The organism is Saccharicrinis sp. 156 (assembly GCF_050589685.1).
In the GTDB taxonomy this organism is placed as follows: Bacteria; Bacteroidota; Bacteroidia; order Bacteroidales; family Marinilabiliaceae; genus Saccharicrinis.
This window is the reverse complement of record NZ_JBNGOS010000014.1, coordinates 99,006-119,361: the sequence shown is the minus strand read 5'-3', so window position 1 is coordinate 119,361 and position 20,356 is coordinate 99,006. Positions and strand designations below refer to the sequence as shown.

17 protein-coding genes and 2 tRNA genes are annotated in these 20,356 nt (G+C 38.2%); 6 read left to right on the top strand and 13 right to left on the bottom strand.

Annotated elements, in window-relative coordinates:
• Positions 1–302 precede the first annotated feature (302 nt).
• The 7 genes from ACRD64_RS10960 to ACRD64_RS10930 all read right to left on the bottom strand — a co-directional run bounded on the left by ACRD64_RS10960 (position 303) and on the right by ACRD64_RS10930 (position 7,856).
• Positions 303–2,681 carry a TonB-dependent receptor domain-containing protein gene (locus ACRD64_RS10960; protein ID WP_430933390.1) on the bottom strand — a complete coding sequence of 793 codons (2,379 nt, stop codon included), beginning with the start codon at positions 2,679–2,681 and terminating at the stop codon, positions 303–305.
• 452 nt (positions 2,682–3,133) lie between these two features.
• A tRNA-Pro gene (locus ACRD64_RS10955) sits at positions 3,134–3,208 on the bottom strand.
• 29 nt (positions 3,209–3,237) lie between these two features.
• Positions 3,238–3,326: transfer RNA gene (locus ACRD64_RS10950), tRNA-Ser, on the bottom strand.
• A 201-nt stretch (positions 3,327–3,527) separates the two neighbouring features.
• Positions 3,528–4,514 carry a flotillin-like protein FloA gene (floA, locus tag ACRD64_RS10945; RefSeq protein ID WP_430933389.1) on the bottom strand — a complete coding sequence of 329 codons (987 nt, stop codon included), beginning with the start codon at positions 4,512–4,514 and terminating at the stop codon, positions 3,528–3,530.
• Between the two features lie 4 nt (positions 4,515–4,518).
• Entirely contained in the window at positions 4,519–4,986 is a 468-nt protein-coding gene (locus ACRD64_RS10940) for an NfeD family protein (protein WP_430933388.1), read from the bottom strand.
• Between the two features lie 7 nt (positions 4,987–4,993).
• On the bottom strand, positions 4,994–5,269 hold the full coding sequence (locus ACRD64_RS10935) for an ATP-dependent Clp protease adaptor ClpS (protein WP_430933387.1): 276 nt from the start codon (positions 5,267–5,269) through the stop codon (positions 4,994–4,996).
• Between the two features lie 73 nt (positions 5,270–5,342).
• Complete coding sequence (locus tag ACRD64_RS10930; protein WP_430933386.1) at positions 5,343–7,856, bottom strand: hypothetical protein; 2,514 nt, start codon at positions 7,854–7,856, stop codon at positions 5,343–5,345.
• A gap of 314 nt (positions 7,857–8,170) precedes the next feature.
• Here ACRD64_RS10930 and bcp point away from each other — a divergent pair, with 314 nt between their 5' ends.
• The 6 genes from bcp to ACRD64_RS10900 all read left to right on the top strand — a co-directional run bounded on the left by bcp (position 8,171) and on the right by ACRD64_RS10900 (position 15,374).
• Entirely contained in the window at positions 8,171–8,638 is a 468-nt protein-coding gene (gene bcp / locus ACRD64_RS10925) for a thioredoxin-dependent thiol peroxidase (protein WP_430933385.1), read from the top strand.
• A 10-nt stretch (positions 8,639–8,648) separates the two neighbouring features.
• A complete protein-coding gene (gene recA / locus ACRD64_RS10920) occupies positions 8,649–9,656 on the top strand; it encodes a recombinase RecA (RefSeq protein ID WP_430933384.1) in 1,008 nt (335 codons plus the stop codon).
• 311 nt (positions 9,657–9,967) lie between these two features.
• On the top strand, positions 9,968–10,849 hold the full coding sequence (gene rarD, locus ACRD64_RS10915) for an EamA family transporter RarD (protein WP_430933383.1): 882 nt from the start codon (positions 9,968–9,970) through the stop codon (positions 10,847–10,849).
• A gap of 75 nt (positions 10,850–10,924) precedes the next feature.
• The gene (locus tag ACRD64_RS10910) at positions 10,925–11,323 is read left to right on the top strand and encodes a n-acetylglutamate synthase (RefSeq protein WP_430933382.1); all 399 of its coding nucleotides are present in this window, start codon (positions 10,925–10,927) and stop codon (positions 11,321–11,323) included.
• A 537-nt stretch (positions 11,324–11,860) separates the two neighbouring features.
• A complete protein-coding gene (locus ACRD64_RS10905) occupies positions 11,861–13,945 on the top strand; it encodes an alpha/beta fold hydrolase (protein WP_430933381.1) in 2,085 nt (694 codons plus the stop codon).
• A gap of 277 nt (positions 13,946–14,222) precedes the next feature.
• A complete protein-coding gene (locus tag ACRD64_RS10900; protein ID WP_430933380.1) occupies positions 14,223–15,374 on the top strand; it encodes a metallophosphoesterase in 1,152 nt (383 codons plus the stop codon).
• A 478-nt stretch (positions 15,375–15,852) separates the two neighbouring features.
• On the opposite strand, the gene ACRD64_RS10895 is transcribed toward ACRD64_RS10900, so the two are convergent.
• The 6 genes from ACRD64_RS10895 to ACRD64_RS10870 form a co-directional block, all read right to left on the bottom strand.
• Positions 15,853–16,308, bottom strand: coding sequence for a DUF1801 domain-containing protein (locus tag ACRD64_RS10895; protein ID WP_430933378.1), 456 nt, complete (start codon positions 16,306–16,308; stop codon positions 15,853–15,855).
• A gap of 64 nt (positions 16,309–16,372) precedes the next feature.
• Complete coding sequence (locus tag ACRD64_RS10890) at positions 16,373–16,603, bottom strand: DUF2007-related protein (RefSeq protein WP_430933377.1); 231 nt, start codon at positions 16,601–16,603, stop codon at positions 16,373–16,375.
• Positions 16,600–17,394, bottom strand: a complete 795-nt coding sequence (locus tag ACRD64_RS10885; RefSeq protein ID WP_430933376.1) for a 3-keto-disaccharide hydrolase — start codon at positions 17,392–17,394, stop codon at positions 16,600–16,602. The genes ACRD64_RS10890 and ACRD64_RS10885 overlap by 4 nt, the downstream gene beginning before the upstream one ends.
• An 801-nt stretch (positions 17,395–18,195) precedes the next feature.
• Positions 18,196–18,417, bottom strand: coding sequence for a hypothetical protein (locus ACRD64_RS10880; protein ID WP_430933375.1), 222 nt, complete (start codon positions 18,415–18,417; stop codon positions 18,196–18,198).
• 64 nt (positions 18,418–18,481) lie between these two features.
• A complete protein-coding gene (locus tag ACRD64_RS10875; RefSeq protein ID WP_430933374.1) occupies positions 18,482–19,012 on the bottom strand; it encodes a DUF1697 domain-containing protein in 531 nt (176 codons plus the stop codon).
• Between the two features lie 10 nt (positions 19,013–19,022).
• Entirely contained in the window at positions 19,023–20,213 is a 1,191-nt protein-coding gene (locus tag ACRD64_RS10870; RefSeq protein ID WP_430933373.1) for a DUF438 domain-containing protein, read from the bottom strand.
• Between the last annotated feature and the right edge of the window lie 143 nt (positions 20,214–20,356).

The following is a 20,356-nucleotide window of genomic DNA, read 5'->3' as shown; positions in this document are numbered from 1 at the left end:
GAAATTCTATTACACATTGAAATTACTTTAAAACAAGACACTTCGTTGCATCACTTCAACTCACCAGAACGATGTTATGCCTCGATTCGGTAATGCCTTGTTTTATTGTACTTGCAATGCTCATGACGAACCCCCAATACATAATCCGGGTTTAACCTTTTCTTCCATAACATGGCCTTTTGTGTAACGTTATTTCAGAACTAGACAACATAGTCTTAAAAAAAATCCACTCCATTAGTTTGGGGTGGATTTTTTTGTTGTATGCGGATTTTACCTTACTGTTTTGAGATCACTCAAATGAATCAACGCCTTCGTCTTCCGGAATACTCCATTGCCTCACCATCTCCAAAGCCATAACTTATCCCTAGTGTGACAAACCTGCCACTCTCAGTTAAATTATATAGGTAATAATCGTTTTCGTTGGTTTCGCTTTCTGATTTTCGGGAAGCAAAAACATCTCTGACGCCCAGGTTTAAAACAGCTTTACCTTTCAACATTTTCTTTCTCAGACCTAAGCTGGCATATAAATCATCCTGATATACAAGTTGTACTGTTTTTCGTTTCGAACTAAAATTGCCGGTCACCTCAACCTCAATCTCTGCCGGCAATATAATTTTACCCACCAGTTTCGACGACCACTGGTCGGCATTAAAGTCAAATAAAGTATCGTCATATTCACCTTGCCTGTTATAATAATTATAATTGAAATCCCCATTGAAAGACAGCCAATTATTGGGACTGTACTTGCCATTAAATTCAATTCCCCCGGCATGATTGATCCCAATATTCATGGGCATTGTGGTATTCACATTATTTTCATAAACCGAAATCCTTTCAACGGCATCTGTAGTATACCTGTAATAGACACCAAAATTTAAAGAGGCTTTGTTGAGCACATAAATACTGGTTAGTTCATAGGAATCGGTAAATTCCGGTTTCAGGTTAGGATTCCCGGCCCTGATGCTGTAAGTATTTCTGATGTTAAAAAACGGATTTAAGTCCCAAAGCCTCGGTCTGTATATCCTTCTGGAATAACCGGCTTGCAGCGAAAATTGACTTGTCAACTTTAAAGAAGTGTGGAGCGACGGGAAGAAATTACCGTAATTCTGGTCGTTGCCCTCATTGGTATTGATGAGTAAAGTTTTTAAATCGGTATGTTCCAAGCGCAAGCCAAGTTTTACCCCTAGTTTTTCCCCTTCGTATGCAGCCGTTCCGTACAATCCCAACACGTTTTGATCGTATTCAAACACATTGGTTAACCCAGCATCCTGAACCCAAATGTTATTATCCCAGTTATGTACCTCGTAGTCGTTGCTCACCTGCTGTAACACATACTGACCGCCCACCTCCATGGTAAACTCTTCTGAAAATGGCTTGGTATAGTCCAAATTGAATGTGTATTTGGCCTCTTTAAAATCTGTTGCCGTACGCTGGTCATCCTCCTGAATGCTTCCGGCAGTAACGGTGTTGGTAAATTCAGAAGACTGATCCTTGCCAAAAAAGTTTCCTAAGGCACTAAACAATAGCTGATGCTCTTTATGATCCTTAAAATCCTTTTTATACTGCAACTCATACCTCCATTTTGGATTGTTTGCATCGGTCGATTCCTCCCGGAACCAGCCAGCCTCTTCTGCACCGTTGTTAAGCAAGCTGTAATTTATTAACGAAGGTTGGTCTTCCACTTCGTAGGCAAAATTACCGGAAAGGGTTAATACATTGTATTGATTTAGGTGATAGTCTGTTCCCAATATCACATTATAAAAGGTCTCATTCCTGTATTCGGTTCCTTCGGTATATACCGACGAGTTATTGATTAAGTCACTATTGATGCTCTTTTTATCTCTCGGTAATTCTCGATGGCCAATTCCAAACTGACTAAACAAGTTAAACCGCTCGGTACGACGATTAAGGCTAATACCTGCACTATGATTGTCTGGGCTTCCGGTATTCATAGAGATAGAACCATTGAGGCCTTTCCGCTCATCTTTTTTTATCACTATATTAATGATTCCAGATGTACCCTCTGCATCGTATTTGGCCGATGGGTTGGTGATAACTTCAATCTTCTCAATCATTTCGGCTGTTATTGTACCGAGTGCGTTGCTTTCTTCGCTTGCGATGACCGAAGGTTTGCCGTTAATAAGAATTTGGACTCCCCTGCTACCTCTCAGGCTTATCTCCCCTTCAATATTAACATTTACCGATGGCACATTGTTAAGCACTTCCAGGGCACTCATGCCTGTGCTACTAATATCTTTTCCTACGTTAAAAACCCGCTTATCAAGTTTAAATTCCGTTTGGGATTTTTCTGCCCTAACCATTATCTCACTTACTTGGTTATTGCTTTTCAACAAAGCCACCGTCCCTAAATCCACACCCATATCATTTGCTTTGATATCCTTAATAATAACTGGCTGATAGCCGATAAAACTGACCTCTACGTAAAAATTGATTGATTTTGACTGAACCACAAATGAACCGTCCTCTCCCGAAGCACTTCCGGTAATATTCTTACCTGTTTCTTTATCTTTCAGGATTATTGTGGCAAACTCAATGGGCTTATTTCCCTGATTATCTACAACAACACCCTTTACCTCAACCGATTTTTCTTGCGCAATAACAGCATTTGAAAACAGAAATAAGATAAGCAGCCCTACTGTGTTGGAATGTTTTAATAGCATTTTAATATCAGTTTTATACTTAACATTTATAAAAAACGTACTATTGATGAAAGTAAAAAATCATCTTTGAATGAATTAACTAACAGTTGAATGACTTATATTGTTTGACGGGGAATACAATGGTGTTGGCAGGTTTCAACAAGTAGTTACCAGGTTAAATATTATTATTTTAAAGGGAGCAATAACTTTTAGCCGATGAATAATAAACTTTCCTCCAAATTTTTATTGCCATATTCTGCTTAATAAAACGGATGCCGATTACACAGAGATACATACTTAAAAAAAGTCTATTTATCATCACTATCCATTGGGATACTTTTTTTAACAGACCCAAACTTTGTGCGTGATCCGCATTTACATTGATTTCAATTGATATGATTTAATAGGAGTAAAACGAAAAAAGCCCGTAAATCGATGATTTACGGGCTTTTTATAATTTATTTTATCTTAAGTCGGGGTGGAGAGATTCGAACTCCCGACCCCCTGGTCCCAAACCAGGTGCGCTAACCGGACTGCGCTACACCCCGTGATATTTTTCTTTGATTTCAGTAAGATGCGGAGAGAGGGGGATTCGAACCCCCGGTACCAGTTTCCCAGTACGCATGTTTAGCAAACATGTGGTTTCAGCCACTCACCCACCTCTCCAATACTTGTTCGGGCCTCACTTTTCAAGCCCCGTCAGCAATACTCATTTCGTTATTGCGAGTGCAAATGTAGGAAAATGTTTTAATGCTGCAATACAATTTATAAAAAAAATAAAGCTAAATAAACACACTTTACTGTTCGGTTTTTGTAACAAATTGCAGCACAAAAATAAAGGGGCTTGTTAAGCCCCATATATTTAGTTTATTTTTTTTCGGGTTTATCTGGTGGCGTCTTCGAAATAGAGTCTCTCATGGCGGTATCGGCCTCAACATTCTTCATTTTTAGATAATCCATCACACCCAAATTACCATTTCTAAATGCGTCTGCCATAGCTAATGGTACTTCAGCTTCTGCTTCGATCACTTTGGCTCTTGCCTCTTGGGCTTTGGCTTTCATTTCCTGCTCTTCCGCAACAGCCATCGCTCTTCTCTCTTCGGCTTTGGCCTGGGCAATGTTTTTATCCGCTTCAGCTTGGTCAATTTGCAGAACCGCACCAATGTTTTTACCTATGTCAACATCGGCTATATCAATGGAAAGAATTTCAAATGCGGTACCTGCATCCAGTCCTTTTTCCAAAACCACTTTTGAGATTGAATCCGGGTTTTCCAATACCGCCTTGTGCGACATCGAAGAACCGATTGAAGATACAATACCCTCACCTACACGCGCTAATACCGTTTCTTCACCTGCACCCCCCACTAATTGTTTGATGCTGGCACGTACGGTAACCCTTGCCTTGGCAATTAATTGAATACCATCCTTTGCCACGGCGGCAACCGGAGGGGTATCGATCACTTTGGGGTTAACCGACATTTGAACCGCCTCAAATACATCACGACCGGCCAGGTCAATTGCTGTGGCCATTTGGAATGTAAGTTCAATATTAGCTTTTGCCGCAGATACCAATGCATGAACCACACTCGTAATATGTCCTCCCGCCAAATAGTGAGCTTCTAGCTCGTCACGCTTGATATTTTTTAATCCCGCTTTATTCGCCTCAATCAACGCTCGCACAATAACCGAGGGCGGAACCTTACGAACACGCATTAAGACTAACTGAATTAATGAAATACGCACTCCTGAAACTAAGGCCGAGAACCATAACAATACAGGTACGTAATAAAGAAATAAGAAAAACAGTACAATAATGACTGCTAATAGGCCAAAAAATCCTAAGCCTTCCACCATAATATTAACTTTTAGGTTTAACGATTATATAAGTTTTAAAAACTTTCTGAACTTCCAAAATAGTATTTTCGTCCACAAAATGTCCGGGACATCTCGCTTCAACTATAATATTATTTACACTTGCTTTTCCCACAGGGTTTAATCTTGTGATTGCTACCGCCTCATCCCCTACCTTAATGGCATTATCTTCTTTCACTTCCACCTGACCATCAACGGAAGTATTGAGCATCAACTTATTCCAGCTTCCAGATCGTAACGACCAAACAATAACCAATACCATTACGGCCAAGGTGGTTATCAAAGTAGCATTGCCTCCGACAGAGCCAAACTCCTTGTACGCCATGAAAATTCCAACGCCAATAAACAACGCTCCCCCAATACCCGCAAAAGTTACGCCGGGCAACACAAAAAATTCCAGAACCAAAAGAAATAGTCCCAACAAAATAAGCAATACTATAACAACGGTGGTCATAAACTATTTAATGAATTGATACGGTGAGATTTTTATTTAACAACCTGTCTTTTAGAGGAATTAATTCATCCACCACCCCTACTTTAATCTCGCACTGCCCTTTAAAGTGGGTTAGAAATGCACATTGCTCCGCTTGTATATCATCATGATCACAAACCTCGCATAATGTTTCTATTACGTAATCGAAGGAATTAACACTGTCATTGTGCAAAACGAGCATTTTTTGTTTGCCATTACTTTTGCTCAGGCCATCCTTTTTCCATTTTTTTCCAAAAGCTACCATCTGCTAAAATTTTATGTTACAAAATAGCACTTTTTAATTAAAAAGCCATTTTAAATAAAATTAATCACAAATATTATTTTTTAGGCAACGAACTTTGTTTACCTCCTATAAAACAAACAACAAAAGCTCCCGTAAAACCTGCTTCAATAATTTCAGGGATCACTTTTTGGGCTTCCTCGAAAGAATTATAATTCCCCGAGAAGTATTTGGTTAGGCCCCTTCCTTCTAAAACCACTTTCGAAACTTCCGGTATTTTGTCCAAAGCTTCCTGCTTGGGGGGATTCTTAAAGACGCCGATCTGAATTTTATAAATTTCTTTATCCGAAGAATCCTTATTCTCTGTGATTATTGTGCCTGTTTCAAGTTCCTTATCTACTTTAGTGATAGTTTCTTTATCTGCATCACCCTTGTGAATCTTAGTATAAGGTTGTTGTATAGTTCCTTGATGTTCCTCCTTTGCGCTTTTCCATTCATCATTATCCAGGTTACTATATAAACGTAGTGCTTTTTCTTGTTTTTCGATACCTGCCTTTTTTATTGTGCCTGCTTTTTCATAGGACTCAAAGTTTAAACCTTCCGGTCCGTTTAAAATATCTTTCGCCTCCCTAAAATACGTATTTCCTTGCTGCGACAGTAACAAGATATCCTTACTGTTGGATTCATTTAACTTACGTGAAGCATCTTTTAGTTTCAGGTAATAAATCGGATACTTTTTATTCAATGCCTTGTGATACATTCGATTAGAAAGAATTTTAAGCTCTTTTGACTCTTTGATCATTTGGGTAGATGTAGCTTCCTCTTTATCACCCTTTAAACTATCCACTCTTTTTAGTAACTGCGCAATCTTTACCGGTTCAACTTCTTCCACCTGCGTGGAATGTTCCAGTAGACGTGCCGATTCCAAATTTAAAATATTAGCCCAAACATACAACGAGTCTGCATAGCGCAATGTGGCAATATCATTTTCCGAAAAAAGCTTGTTATACATATCTGCTCGCTTTGAATAATGGCGAACAAACTCATCGTTTATATGAAAGGTATATTTTTCAGGAACAAAAACACCGTCGAAGTTCAAAACTTTGGATTCATCCTGATCTTCACGTATCGATCTATTATAATTTCCTTGTTTAATTCTATCTTGAATCTCATGTAACTCTTTTTGCCTTGCCAACAGGTATTTTTCACGTATTTGATCATCCAAATTATACACGCTGCTTTCCAGCTTCAAAATATCTTTTACAATCCTATTTCTGTCCACCTCGTTAGCCACACGCTCAAACTCAGACCTTTTGTTTTTCATTAACAAAGCCAAACTGTCCCTTTGATGCTCCATTTGATATCCTGTCTTGAACAATTCCAAAGCTTCAGTATTAATAAAGTAGTCGAAGTTAGAATATTGAATGGTATCATTGATACTAAAGCTAAATTCACCATGCTTCCCGGAACTGTTTCCATTGTTCTGTTGACTTAGGGAATGGCTTCCTCCGCCTAATTTATTATCGTTTTTCCCACCCAATTTTAAACTCGCAGATTCCACAATTTGAACGGGATCATCCACCATGTTACGTACCTGGCTCCCGTCCCACTTCACTTTGTATACCATTACAGTATCACCTTTAGTTTCCCGGTTCGAAGCAAACCAAGCTACCTGGTTAAACTCATCTGATACAAACAGATAATCATCATCAGGTGAATTAAAAGGGATACCCATATTTATCGGATCTAAAAAACCCTGCGTTTCATTGTCGTAGTATATCTTGTATATATCAAAACCTCCAAAGCCTCCTGGTCTGTCCGAAGAAAAGTAAAATGTTAACCCGTCGGTTTCCATAAATGGGAAGGCATCATTATAAACTGAATTCACCGGCTCACCAATACGCTCGCTATCTCCCCAACCGTCTAGTAATTTCTGCATTTTATAAATACTCATCGTATCTTCCGAGCTGCTTGCCATGGAAAAATACACCACATCGCCGCGTTCTGTTTCAAACATAACATTATCCGGTTCAACGCCCGATTCAAAAAAATCCCCATTTTTATACAGGCGACCCACCTCCTTAGCCGGGGCATAAACCTCCAATACATCGTCCCTCAACGTTTTCGACTTATCCAATACGGTTAGTTCATATATTTTGGAAGAAATTCTTTTGCTGTCGCGGCATTGTGTAAGAAAAAACTTCGCTTTACTCACCTTTTCGAAATCTGTCGATCTGCTTTTTAGGAATTTTTCGAAGTTGCTTATAGCCTCATCGAACTGGAACGATAACTGGTGAGCCCTGCCCAAATAGTAGTTTACCTTTCGGCTTACTCTTTTTATTTGAGCATAATTCAACATTTTGACCGACTGTGAAAGATCTCCCCTGTTATTTAACAAACAAATACCCATATAATAATTATAGGCAGCATCTTTTGGATATTTTTTCAACAGATGAGCATATACCAATTCGGCATTTTCAAAATCTCCAGCTTTTATATATTCCAATCCTTTTTTAGGCGTATATGCCGGCTCCTGCGCTAACATAAGGGAATACTCCCCAGTACCCATCATCAATACCCAAAAACAAATTGAACATAAATATTTTATCATAACTTCGTTTAATACTTTTCAATAGAAATCATCCTCAAAATTATAAATATAAGATCAAATACCTAACTTGGTCAAGCCAAAACCCAATAGTTTTTTAACTTGTTCACGCTAGCCGGCAAATCATAATATCCCATTTGTCACAACATAATTGGTGCCACAAGCCACCTAACTATTCTAACATTAAAATTAATTATTATTTTAAAGACAATCTCCATATATTTATTCTTTCTTAACGACTTGTTGATAACTCTTTTGAACCATACCGTATATTAATAGTTTTTAAGAAATATATTTGTAACCTTAAATTTTAAACCATGGATATTTTAAAGGAAGGAGATAAAGCTCCCGCTTTTACGGGTATAAACCAAGACGGCAAAAAAATTTCGTTAAGTGATTTCGCAGGTAAAAAAGTGATTCTCTATTTTTACCCCAAAGACAACACTCCTGGTTGCACGGCGGAATCGTGTAATTTAAATGAGAATTATAGCGAGTTAACACAAAAAGGTTTTGAAGTGATAGGAGTAAGCCCGGACAGTTCAGCCTCGCATTTAAAATTTATCGCAAAATACAACTTACAATTTAACCTTGTTGCAGATACCCAAAAAGAAATCCTTGAGATGTACAATGCCTGGGGTTTAAAAAAAATGTATGGGAAAGAATATATGGGCGTTCTTAGATCTACTTTTATCATCAATGAGGAAGGAATAATTGAAAAGATAATAAAAAAAGTAAATACCAAAGATCACACCAATCAAATATACAGCGAGTTAGAATTAAATTAAGATTTTTAAAATGGCAGATAAACAAGAAGTTAACAAGGAAAAATTAAAAGCATTGCAGCTTACCATGGACAAAATTGACAAGGCCTATGGTAAGGGAACAATCATGAAAATGGGTGAGAATGCCATTGAAGACATCCCGGTTATATCAACAGGTTCATTGTCGTTGGATATGGCCCTGGGAGTCGGCGGTTTGCCAAAAGGAAGAGTGATTGAGATCTACGGTCCCGAATCGTCAGGTAAAACAACTTTGGCTATCCACGCCATTGCGGAAGCTCAGAAAGCTGGCGGTATAGCTGCATTTATTGATGCAGAACATGCCTTTGATCGATTCTATGCAGAAAAGCTAGGTGTGGACATTGAAAACTTGTTGATTTCGCAGCCGGACAATGGTGAGCAGGCCTTAGAAATTGCAGACCAACTGATCCGCTCTTCCGCCATTGATATCATAGTTGTGGACTCGGTTGCCGCATTGACACCCAAAGCTGAGATTGAAGGTGAAATGGGCGACTCGAGAATGGGGCTTCAGGCAAGACTAATGTCGCAGGCCTTAAGGAAACTGACTTCAACCATTAATAAAACCAACACCTGCTGTATCTTCATCAACCAGCTGAGGGAAAAGATTGGGGTAATGTTCGGTAACCCGGAAACAACAACGGGAGGAAACGCATTAAAGTTTTATGCATCGTTAAGGCTAGATATCCGGAGAGCTTCTCAAATCAAAGATGGTGAAGATATAATAGGCAATCATACCAGAGTAAAAGTGGTTAAAAACAAGGTGGCACCTCCATTCAGAAAGGCAGAATTCGACATTATGTATGGCGAAGGAATCTCTAAGGTTGGAGAAGTTCTTGATTTAGGGGTTGACCTGGAAATCATTAAAAAAAGTGGCTCCTGGTTTAGCTATGGCGAAACTAAACTCGGACAAGGTAGGGAAGCCGTTAAAGGCGTTATCAAAGACAACCCTGAGTTAATGGATGAGCTAGAGCAGAAGATTATAGAAGCAAGTACCAAGAACTGAGTCAACTGCCAACAGCCGGCAACCTGCATTACAAAGAGGAAAATAATTTGCCTCGCTTAAAATAATGTTTTTATAAGAAACCTTTTTATTCTTCCCTTAGCTGTTATGCTGGGGGAAGTAAGGTTGCGCAGCAACCGGGATGCGGGTGTCATATCGTCAACATTATTCTAAAAAATTGGCCATTGGCAACAGGGATTTGTCATTGGATGTTGGCAGAACTATTTTGGAATAAAGTTCTAAGAGCTACGATAACGATCATATTCTTTAAAATTAAATGAGCCGGGTTTGTTGCCCGGTTTTTTCGTGTGGGGATGAAAGAAAAACAGAGCATCAAGGGATATCGATACGTGCTTCAGGCGTTTTTAATGTGGGGGGTGTTGGCTATTTATTGGAAATCGTTGAAACACATCGGTGAATGGGAACTTTTGTCACATAGGGTAATTTGGTCCTTTATAATGCTGACGATTTATTTAGGTATTACCCAAAAAAACCAGTTTAAACAAATCTGGAGGAATAAGAAAAACCGGTACGCCCTTTTAAGTACCTCAATTTTGATTGGTATAAATTGGGGGGTATTCATTTATGCGGTAAATGCCGATAAGATTGTTCAAGCTGGCCTGGGATATTACATCACCCCATTGGTGAACATGTTTTTGGGCATCACTATTTTAAAGGAAAAACTAACGAAAACCAAGACGTTAGCTTTAACCATGGTTACGGGAGCTATTCTATTTCTTACTTTAAAAGTTGGAGAATTTCCTTACATATCATTTATTTTGGCTTTTTCTTTTGGTTTTTATGGCCTGGTTAAAAAAACTATTAAGGTAGACAATTTACCGTCTTTAGCATTTGAAACTACCCTACTGTTGCCGCTTGCGATTGCATACCAAGGTTTTCTATGGTCAAATGCCGACAGTTCATTAAACCATTTAGATTTACAATCTATTTTTCTTTTGATAGGAACCGGAATTATAACGATACTGCCTTTATACTGGTTTACCAAAGGTGCAAGAAAAGTAAACCTGACCACCGTCGGATTTTTCCAGTATGTTGCACCCACAATCATGTTATTGATTGGTATTTTTGTTTACAACGAACCTTTTGAAAGCAACCATATTATTGCTTTTGCCATAATTTGGTCAGCCATTGCTATTTATGTATATGCTTTGATCGTAGAAAAAAGAAAAAATTAAATATCTGTTACATTTTCTTTTTATTTCTATTAAAAACTAATAAATTGCCAATCAAACACTTATCAAACCTAACCAATGATTAACTACAACAACAAAACATTTGTCACTATCAGCAACTCCGAAAACGGAGATACTACCGAAGAAACCGTGTATTCTTATAAACAATCCGGAAATCAGGTTACAGCCACCTACAAAGGAGGGCCAATAAAATCAGGATTTGTGGAAGCCAGTGCTGATGTATTCGGCAACCTTCAGATGCAATACTACCACACCAACGAAAAAAACGAATTAATAACCGGAATTTGCACTTCCACACCGGAAAGAATGCCCAATGGCAAAATCAGGATTATTGAAGATTGGCAGTGGACTTGTAAACATTTCCCAAATGGCAGATCTATCCTGGAAGAGATCGATCCGCTGGATGATAATGAGCTGGTCTTTAACAACCGGAAACAAATTACCTATTCAATTTAAGATGTGAACAAGACCATGAAGCTGGTTCGACTACCGTGCCCATTCCTTTGAACATGAGGCCAATTTATCTGATGAGGCAGCATTTTGGGACGTAAGCCTTCTCAACTTTGGTGTGATTCTCCATCTGGACTATGACCAGTGTCATCTATTGCGGCTACAACTCATTGCTTACCATCCGGGAAATTTAGAACCTATACTGCGACAACAGCAAAACATTTAAATAGGTACATCCCAGGTCTGCTTTAAACCCGCAATATGCATTAGAAAATCTATTACATTGAAATTGTTTCAAAACAAGACACTCCGCTGCTTCACTTCAACTCACCATAACGATGCTCTCGAAAGTAATCTGGACAAGTGATGCCTCGTTTCAGTAAAGCCTTGTTTTATTGCACTTTCAATGTTCACGACGAAGTTCTAATGCATAATTCGGGTTAAAATAATTATACATCCGAATCTTCAAATGAATATTTGGAACTCTCTAAAACGTGTTTTAAATTGCGCTAAAATAATTTATCCATTCGTTAAAACAGAAACATGAAAATAATACACTTACCGTTAATCCTGCTTTTATTTCTATTTTCCTGTAATACTCCTTCTACTAACAATACTATTGGTTTTACGAACAAAGGAATAAAGCTTAACAGTACTAAACTTACCCCTGAAATTATATGGCAATTGGGAAGAGTGGGCAATGTTTCTTTATCGCCCGATAACAAGCAGCTGCTCTATACGGTATCTTATACAAATATAGAAGAGAACAAATCGTATACCGACATATACAGGATTGCACTCGAATCTGGTGAAGTAAGGCAGATTACAAATTCCAGACTTAGCAAATCAAGCGTAACATTCAGTCCCGATGGAAGTAAGATTAACTACCTATCTTCGGAATCCGGCTCATTACAGTTATGGGAAATGAATCCCGATGCCTCCGATAAAATACAGGTTACAGATATCAACGGAGGCATAACAGGTTATGTATATTCGCCGGACATGAAACACCTGGCTTTTACCGCACAAGTTAAAATGGATGAAGATATTCATGATTTGTACCCTGACCTTCCACATGCCGATGCAAGAATTGAAAACGATTTAATGTATCGCCATTGGGATAGCTGGGAGGATGGTTCCTATAGCCATGTTTTTGTGGCTAATATAGCTGATGGTAAGGTAACCGATAACTATATTGATATCATGAAAGATGAGAGGTTCGATTCACCATTAAATCCTTTTGGTGGTATAGAACAAATCAACTGGACAATGGATTCTAAAAAAATCGCCTACTCCTGTAAAAAACTATCAGGTAAAGCTTATGCCCTTTCCACAAATGCCGATATTTATTTGTATGACCTGGAAAACAAATCCACTACCAACCTTACCAAAGGCATGGCCGGGTACGATCTTAATCCTATCTTTTCGCCGGATGGCAAATATATGGCTTGGGAAAGCATGGAGCGGGATGGATACGAAGCGGATAAAAACAGGTTGTTTTTATTGGATCTAACTTCCGGGGAGAAAAGGGATTTAACGGAAGGTTTTGATCAAAATGCCGGAGCGTTGGCATGGTCAGACAAAAGTGACAAGATTTGGTTTACCAGTAACCATCTTGGGCCATACCAAATTTACCATGTAGAGCTTAGCTCGGGAGACATAAAACAAATAACAAAAGGCCAGCAAAATTACACTTCGGTATTTCCGTTGGTGGATCAAGTGGTAGCAACAAAAACTACCATGAACCACCCCACTGAAATTTATATGGTAGACACCAAAACTGGTGAAGACCAGGAAATTTCGTTTGTAAACAAAGACGTATTGGCTCAATTAGAAATGGGTAAAGTGGAAAGTCGATGGATCCCAACTACCGATCACAAAGAAATGCAAACTTGGGTAATATACCCGCCAAACTTTGATCCCCATAAAAAATACCCGACACTATTATATTGCCAGGGAGGCCCGCAAAGCACCGTCAGTCAATTTTGGAGTTTACGCTGGAACTTTCAGCTCATGGCTGCCAACGGTTATATTGTTGTTGCGCCAAACAGGCATGGCCTACCCGGGTTCGGACAAGAATGGAATGAGCAAATCAGTGGTGATTATGGCGGCCAGAACATGAAAGATTATTTTAGCGCCATTGATGCTTTAGCAAAAGAGCCATACGTGAATGAGAATAAATTAGGTGCAATTGGTGCCAGCTATGGTGGCTTTTCGGTATACTGGCTGGCCGGAAATCATAACAAACGTTTTAAAGCCTTTGTTTCACACTGCGGCATCTTCAACTTGGAACAGATGTATTCCACCACAGAAGAGATGTTTTTTGTGAACTTTGACCTGAAAGGCGCCTATTGGGACAAAGACAACACGCTGGCTCAAAACTCCTATGCCAATTCTCCTCATAAATTTGTTGGCAACTGGGACACCCCCATTTTAGTTATTCACGGACAAAAGGATTTTAGAATACCTTATACTCAAGGCATGGGTGCTTATAATACGGCTAAATTAAGAGACATACCCGCCCGTTTTTTATTCTTCCCCGAAGAAAACCATTGGGTACTTCAACCACAGAATGGTATTCTGTGGCATCGTGAATTTTTTAGATGGCTTGATACCTATTTAAAATAGGTAGAATAAAAAGGTGAAAAATAAGAAACAGATACGAAAAAAAAGCGCTGACTTTTATAACATTAAAGAACTTCGTATTTATCCTCAGGAACATTTCCGGGGATATTTTCTTATCACTTCATTACTCAATTCGGGTATTTGAATACTGGTTATTTCCCAGTAGTACTTTTTTTACACCTAAAACCCAATTAAACCTTTATTTTTGTTTCTTGTTAGAAAACCGGCTCTCCTGGTTAAAAAAGACAAGGGAAAAATTACACACCACACAATGAAAAATATGCGTTTTTTAATTTTCTTTGGGATTATTTTGGGAATTCACTTTTTGGTGAACTTATATATTTATAAGCGGGGTGCTCAAGGGATTGAAGCTATGCCTCAACTGCTTCCTTATCTGCGAGGAATAATGTTGTTCTTGGTTTTGGCGTATCCGGCGGGTCGCTTTTTAGAAAAAATCTGGTATTCTCCCATTTCTTCGTTTGTTCATTGGAGTGGTGCATTTTGGTTTGCCGGAATGCTTTATTTTGTGCTTGTTATTTTTATGGTTGATTTGGTCAGATGGAGCAATATGTTGTTTCATTTTATGCCGGACAAACTAAACGACAATTATGCACAAATCAAATTAATTACAACCTATGCTGTAACCGCAATTGTGGTTCTCACGGTTGTAGTTGGGCACATCAATGCCTGGACACCCAAAATTGTAAAACAAAACATCAAAATAAATAAACCGGGTGGAGATAGGAAGTCCATTAAAATAGTAGCGGCTTCGGATATTCATCTGGGAACGATTATAGGGCCGCGAAAAACAGGGAAACTGGTAAATACCATCAATTCGTTAAACCCGGACATCATATTGTTTGCGGGCGATGTGGTTGATGAAGATGTCAAACCTGTTATCGAACAAAATCTGGGTGAGAACCTGCTTCAGCTTGAAGCCCCTCTGGGAGTTTACGCTTCAACGGGGAACCATGAATACATTGGTGGGGTTGACAGGGCTGTTGAATATCTGGAAGAACATGGTATTCATATACTAAGGGACGAAAGTGTTTTCATTGACAGTTGTTTTTATATTGTGGGAAGGGAGGATAAAGATAGAACATCCTTCACGCGTATGCCACGAAAATCAGTTGAGGAACTTGTTAGACCTCTAGACAGGCAAAAAACCATTGTAATGCTCGATCATCAGCCTTACAACCTGGAAATGGCCCAAAAAGCAGGTATTGACTTACAGATTAGCGGACATACCCACCATGGACAACTTTGGCCTTTTGGCTATATCACACAAAAGATTTTTGAAGTGAGCAGAGGATATAAGCAAAAAGGCAACTCTCATTTTTATGTAAGCACGGGCTTTGGAACCTGGGGTCCTCCGGTACGGATTGGGAACAGACCCGAAATTTTAGAGTTTACACTGGAGTTTGAGCAGTAGAATACGGTGACACTGAGACCCCAAGGAAATGATTAAACCAGCCATATGCATTCGAATTTCTGTTACGCAATTAAACTGCTTCAACACAAGGTGTTTCACTAACTTGCCTCAACTCACAAAAGGGTGCTGCCTTGTTTCAGCAACGTCTTGTTTAATGGCATTTTAAAAACTCATTATGTGTCTTTAATACATATCCGGATTAACTAAACATGCGCTTATAGGTTGTACAACCATATCATTTGCAGGTCCTTCTACACTTTAATAACACGCTGGATGCTGATATTTCCATGGATTAAGTAAAACAATAGGCACTTTCAGCGCATATAAAACATTGACCTAAAGGGGCAATCCGCAAAAGCACAAGGCTGTCTTTAAAAATATATTATTTTACCCTGCAAAAGAATATTACACGGGGAAAACAGTGAAAATTACGAGTTGTAAGAAGTACTAATTAATCAATAGCAGCCTATTAGACATTTCACCTTTTCACATTTTCCTCATACAAATTGATCCAGTCCTGAGATGTCATTTTCCGAGTCAGTTCACCAATAAGTTCATAAGGAATATCATCCCATTTTTTAAAACGAATGCAACTCTTGCCCATATCCAATTTATACTTACCATGTTTTGGGTATTCTCCCACAAACCAATCGTGCAATTTTTTATCGGCATAAATTCCTGAGTGATATAAAGCAACAAAATTCTTTTGCGATGCTATACTCATAAAGGGCAATGGTAGTTTTGGATCACAATGGTACCCGGCTGGGTACAAGGAATGCGGAACCACATAACCAATCATGCCGTAACTCATGGTTTCTTCAAATCCTTCAGGAAGATTTTCAAGTATTACATTTCTGAGTTTTTTAAAGGCACTTTGCCGATCTTCGGGAAGTTGGTTGATATAGTCAGCGGGAGAATCTGCTTGTATTTGCATGGTTATCGGCATTAATGTTAACAGATACATAACATATAACCGGTTATTTGGTTGTCCCTATTGACTAATTTTTCGATTTTTTATAGGCCTCCACAATTACTTGTGCAATTTGTTGATCTGCTTCATTAACCATCACCTTAACCCCTTCTGCAACAATAGGTTCGTAAACATATGAATTCAAGGTATTGTTTTTTAAGAAACAATTGATACCATTGGCTTTCAGCATACTTTTCACCATTTCGCTCTCCCATAACGAACCTGAATATATCTCAACAATTCGACCTCTGTCTGTCATAATTCCTTTATCTTTATTTCACTAAACTCTACCCCCTGTCCTTCAGATTGTAATCCAATATATCCATCGGTCAACGGTTTACCATCAATTTTTACCCTTGGATCATAACCTTTAACAACTCCGCCGCCTATCGAAGGATTACTGTAATGCAATACAGTATCCCCTTCAACAATGTGAAATACTGAACCTCCTTTTACAATCAACTCAACGCTAATCCACTGATCCCATTTATACGTCGAAGAGGTTGATTTTATACAATGTCGGGAATCCTTTTTCCCATTAAAAACAATATTTGTTCCCGGCGTACAAACATTTCCCGTAGGTCTTTGCTCACCTTCTGTTTCCTCCGCCAGCAGCTGATATTCTACAGATATTGGCCAGTTCTGTTCTTTTAAAATGGTCTTAGGATCTTGGGAATGAAACATGACACCGCTATTGCGAAAGGTAAATACAGGTGCGTCATTTAACCACTGATCGGTGAAACGATATTCAAATTTTAAATGATAGGAAGAAAATGGCTGGTAATAGAACAAATGTCCAAAACGTTCGTCAAACCGATTATACCCGTCGTAGTTAACTTGAATTTTACCGTCAACGACCCTGAACGTATTGGCGTAATTATCACCTAACTTATGATGATTTAATTTCACCACCCACCCGTCAAGGTTTTTTCCGTTAAACAGATATTTCCATTCTTTATCTTTTTTGCGATTTTCTATGGAGGAATTGAGTCCACAACTCAATGTTACCGACAAAATAAAAACTCCCCATATCATATTGACCTTACACATCTGATTTATTTTATATTCCCGATTCTATAACCCGTGTATTTCGCCTGTTCCTCCTCTTATAACTACATTAATAGAAGACCTGTGCCCCAAATAAAGTGTAACATCCTTACACCACATACTAGATATATCTTCACCAAAAACACATGAGATATTCGGCTTATTGATTAAACTTTATACCTGTTGAACAAATAAGTACCCATCCAAAGCAAGCCATTAATTGCATATTATATAACAGATATCCTTATGTTTCCAAGATGACTTAAAATGTTGAATAGCAAGAAAAAAGAAGCATGGTTTATTTTGTTAATCTATTAATATTCAACATATTAAATTTGCGATATTTTAAAAGCCATACTAAATATTAAAAGTACAAAAGTTTTCTCAGAGACAAATGAATTTCTTAATTAGAGTGAAAAAAGAATTTACACCATACTGGAACTAGTAAAACCTCCACTAAGGGATTGTTTATCATCAAAGAAGACAATACTAAGAAAAGAGACTACACACCATACATCATTGGCTGTTATTTTCTTACCGAAAAAGTTATCAACATTTTCTGTTATTTATTTTAGCTTCACCATTGAATGCATTTTAAGCGTCATTTTATGCCCCAATGCATAGCTATTGCTCACTATCTTCCCGATACCGAAACTTTAAAAATCTCTAACTATCTTCACTTATACATTACCGGGCCTATTTTTTACCGGTGTAATGTCCATCATAAACCCAATTATTATTACATCCTTAAAACCTGGCCGGATAACCCTGTTTCCAACATGGTAGTTGCCAATTCGGTTAGCCTCATTTCCCTAATAACCTAAATACGACAACAATTAGGATTATTCCTGCCAGAGTTATATAGGCATAAGGGCTTGCGAAGTTAAAAGTTTGGCCTAAAGCGGGATTGAATTTGGGCACTATTAATCGTGGGTCTTTCCTGTTGAAATAAAATGGTCCATGCCAATTTCCGGGATCCTTGCTCATCCGGTTCAACATTTCTGTTTCCTTTTGGTTTTTCATCATATGTGCTTTTTGTCTGTACTAAATAAACTTACTTTTCAGTTTTTCTAGACAATATAAAACATGCTTATCCACTCAACTCAAGAAGCTTTAAAACAGTTTTCCAATTTCGGGTAGTTGCTGGTACTTTTAATTTACTTTCGAAAAAGTGGTTGCTTAGCTTAGTTTGATGATATTTTCCTTTGATGCAGAGAAACACATCATTCTTGTCGATGACAAACTGATCTGGCTCAAAATTATAGGATTCTGCTTTTAAACGGTTGTCTGAACTAGGTATATCTTTTAAAAACGTAAGATGTAGTTGGTTTATACCTATCTCACCTTTATCAAAGGGGTTATTATTAACGATATGCTCCAATTCTTGAGCCGATCGAACGATTACAGGTACTTCAAACCCATATTTATCTGCAATAGCCTGTTCAATCTTATTCCCTATTTCTAGGTTACTCCATGGCTGGTCAGCATTAAAAATTACATTGCCGCTTTGGATATAGGTAACCACGTCTGTAAAACCTATACCTGCAAACAACAGCTTTAAATCTGCCATGAGGATTTTTCTTTTACCGCCAACATTTATGCCTCGTAAAACCGCCACCATTTTATTTATATTACCAATCTAACAATCTTTTTTCGCCTTCCAGTTTCCTGATGTCCGATATTTCCTGTGAAACTTCAATCACCCCTTTGTATTCACCCTGTTCGTTTCTTACCGCAAAATATTGGATAAGAATATATTCTCCCCTCATTTTAATCCAAAAATCGGCCCTGCTTTTTTCTCCACTTCTAAATGACCGAACAATATTTTCTACCACATGCACACTTTCGGGCGGATGACAGTTGTTTACTTGGCGCCCTATTATGGCCTTGGTCCGCGGGAATATTCTTTTAGGAGGTGTTGAAAAATACCGCACTTTGTCGTGCTCGTCCACGTAAGTGATATCAACGGGTAAATGATTAAAAATAAGTTTGAGCTGCTCCACACTTAGCTCTCCTGTTCCAAGATTTACCTTTCCGTCTTCGAAATCTTCTTTTTTATCGCTCTTTGCTACTTTTGCAGGCTGAACATAAGGATATCCCATCTCAAAACCTTCACGGTTCATTGCGGCCAGCTGTTCTTCGCTGATAGTAGACAGGATATAGGGAAAAAGAATACGCTCTTCACGAAACTTAATGGCCAGCATATTAAAAAAGATATCGCCAACACAACGCTTAAACGTTTTTAATTCAACGCTATCATTCGATAGCTGATGGATCACCGTTTTTATATTCTTTCTGATATCGTCATGAAATGACCACATAATTAGCAAACACCTGTAATCGGACCAGTTTTTTTCAATCACCGGAAACAGCACATTTTCTTTAATGGTATAATGTGCTACAAATACCTCCAACTGCCGAAATAATTGGAGCAACTTTTTTTTGCGTTCAATGTGCTCCACATCTAAAACAAAATCTTTAAAAACAGGCTTTATCTGTTTTAGTAACAACTCCATTTCCCTGTTGTTTTGCTCAAGTACACCCAAAAAAGAATCCATTGCTGGTATTATCCTTTCAAAGTTCTCAATAGGTTGGTGAAAAACATTCAGAATTTTATTGGTCAGCACCTTAATATCATCCATCGGATACCCTTCTTTTATCAGTACATCAAAAAGGGTGATAAAGTCTGTAGGTATTACCGTTTCAATAAAGTCTTTATTCCCAACAATAAATTCACGAGCACTGCCAGTTTGCAATATGGTTTTGGCAACTTTTAATAATATTGTTAATCTCTTATCCTTCGTATTTGTAAATTCCGACATATGGTGCAACTATTAATATTTCTACATTAATTTACGGACTAATATACAATATACTTATATTTTAATGCATATTTACAAACTAAGATGTTTAAAAATAAAGGATGGCAACGATAAATCACCACCCTCTATAAAATTCACATGTA

Coding starts and splice junctions, on each gene's coding strand:
- ACRD64_RS10960 (WP_430933390.1), bottom strand. CDS start 2,681: ATGCTATTAAAACATTCCAACACAGTAGGGCTGCTTATCTTATTTCTG.
- floA (WP_430933389.1), bottom strand. CDS start 4,514: ATGGTGGAAGGCTTAGGATTTTTTGGCCTATTAGCAGTCATTATTGTA.
- ACRD64_RS10940 (WP_430933388.1), bottom strand. CDS start 4,986: ATGACCACCGTTGTTATAGTATTGCTTATTTTGTTGGGACTATTTCTT.
- ACRD64_RS10935 (WP_430933387.1), bottom strand. CDS start 5,269: ATGGTAGCTTTTGGAAAAAAATGGAAAAAGGATGGCCTGAGCAAAAGT.
- ACRD64_RS10930 (WP_430933386.1), bottom strand. CDS start 7,856: ATGATAAAATATTTATGTTCAATTTGTTTTTGGGTATTGATGATGGGT.
- bcp (WP_430933385.1), top strand. CDS start 8,171: ATGGATATTTTAAAGGAAGGAGATAAAGCTCCCGCTTTTACGGGTATA.
- recA (WP_430933384.1), top strand. CDS start 8,649: ATGGCAGATAAACAAGAAGTTAACAAGGAAAAATTAAAAGCATTGCAG.
- rarD (WP_430933383.1), top strand. CDS start 9,968: ATGAAAGAAAAACAGAGCATCAAGGGATATCGATACGTGCTTCAGGCG.
- ACRD64_RS10910 (WP_430933382.1), top strand. CDS start 10,925: ATGATTAACTACAACAACAAAACATTTGTCACTATCAGCAACTCCGAA.
- ACRD64_RS10905 (WP_430933381.1), top strand. CDS start 11,861: ATGAAAATAATACACTTACCGTTAATCCTGCTTTTATTTCTATTTTCC.
- ACRD64_RS10900 (WP_430933380.1), top strand. CDS start 14,223: ATGCGTTTTTTAATTTTCTTTGGGATTATTTTGGGAATTCACTTTTTG.
- ACRD64_RS10895 (WP_430933378.1), bottom strand. CDS start 16,308: ATGCAAATACAAGCAGATTCTCCCGCTGACTATATCAACCAACTTCCC.
- ACRD64_RS10890 (WP_430933377.1), bottom strand. CDS start 16,603: ATGACAGACAGAGGTCGAATTGTTGAGATATATTCAGGTTCGTTATGG.
- ACRD64_RS10885 (WP_430933376.1), bottom strand. CDS start 17,394: ATGTGTAAGGTCAATATGATATGGGGAGTTTTTATTTTGTCGGTAACA.
- ACRD64_RS10880 (WP_430933375.1), bottom strand. CDS start 18,417: ATGATGAAAAACCAAAAGGAAACAGAAATGTTGAACCGGATGAGCAAG.
- ACRD64_RS10875 (WP_430933374.1), bottom strand. CDS start 19,012: ATGGTGGCGGTTTTACGAGGCATAAATGTTGGCGGTAAAAGAAAAATC.
- ACRD64_RS10870 (WP_430933373.1), bottom strand. CDS start 20,213: ATGTCGGAATTTACAAATACGAAGGATAAGAGATTAACAATATTATTA.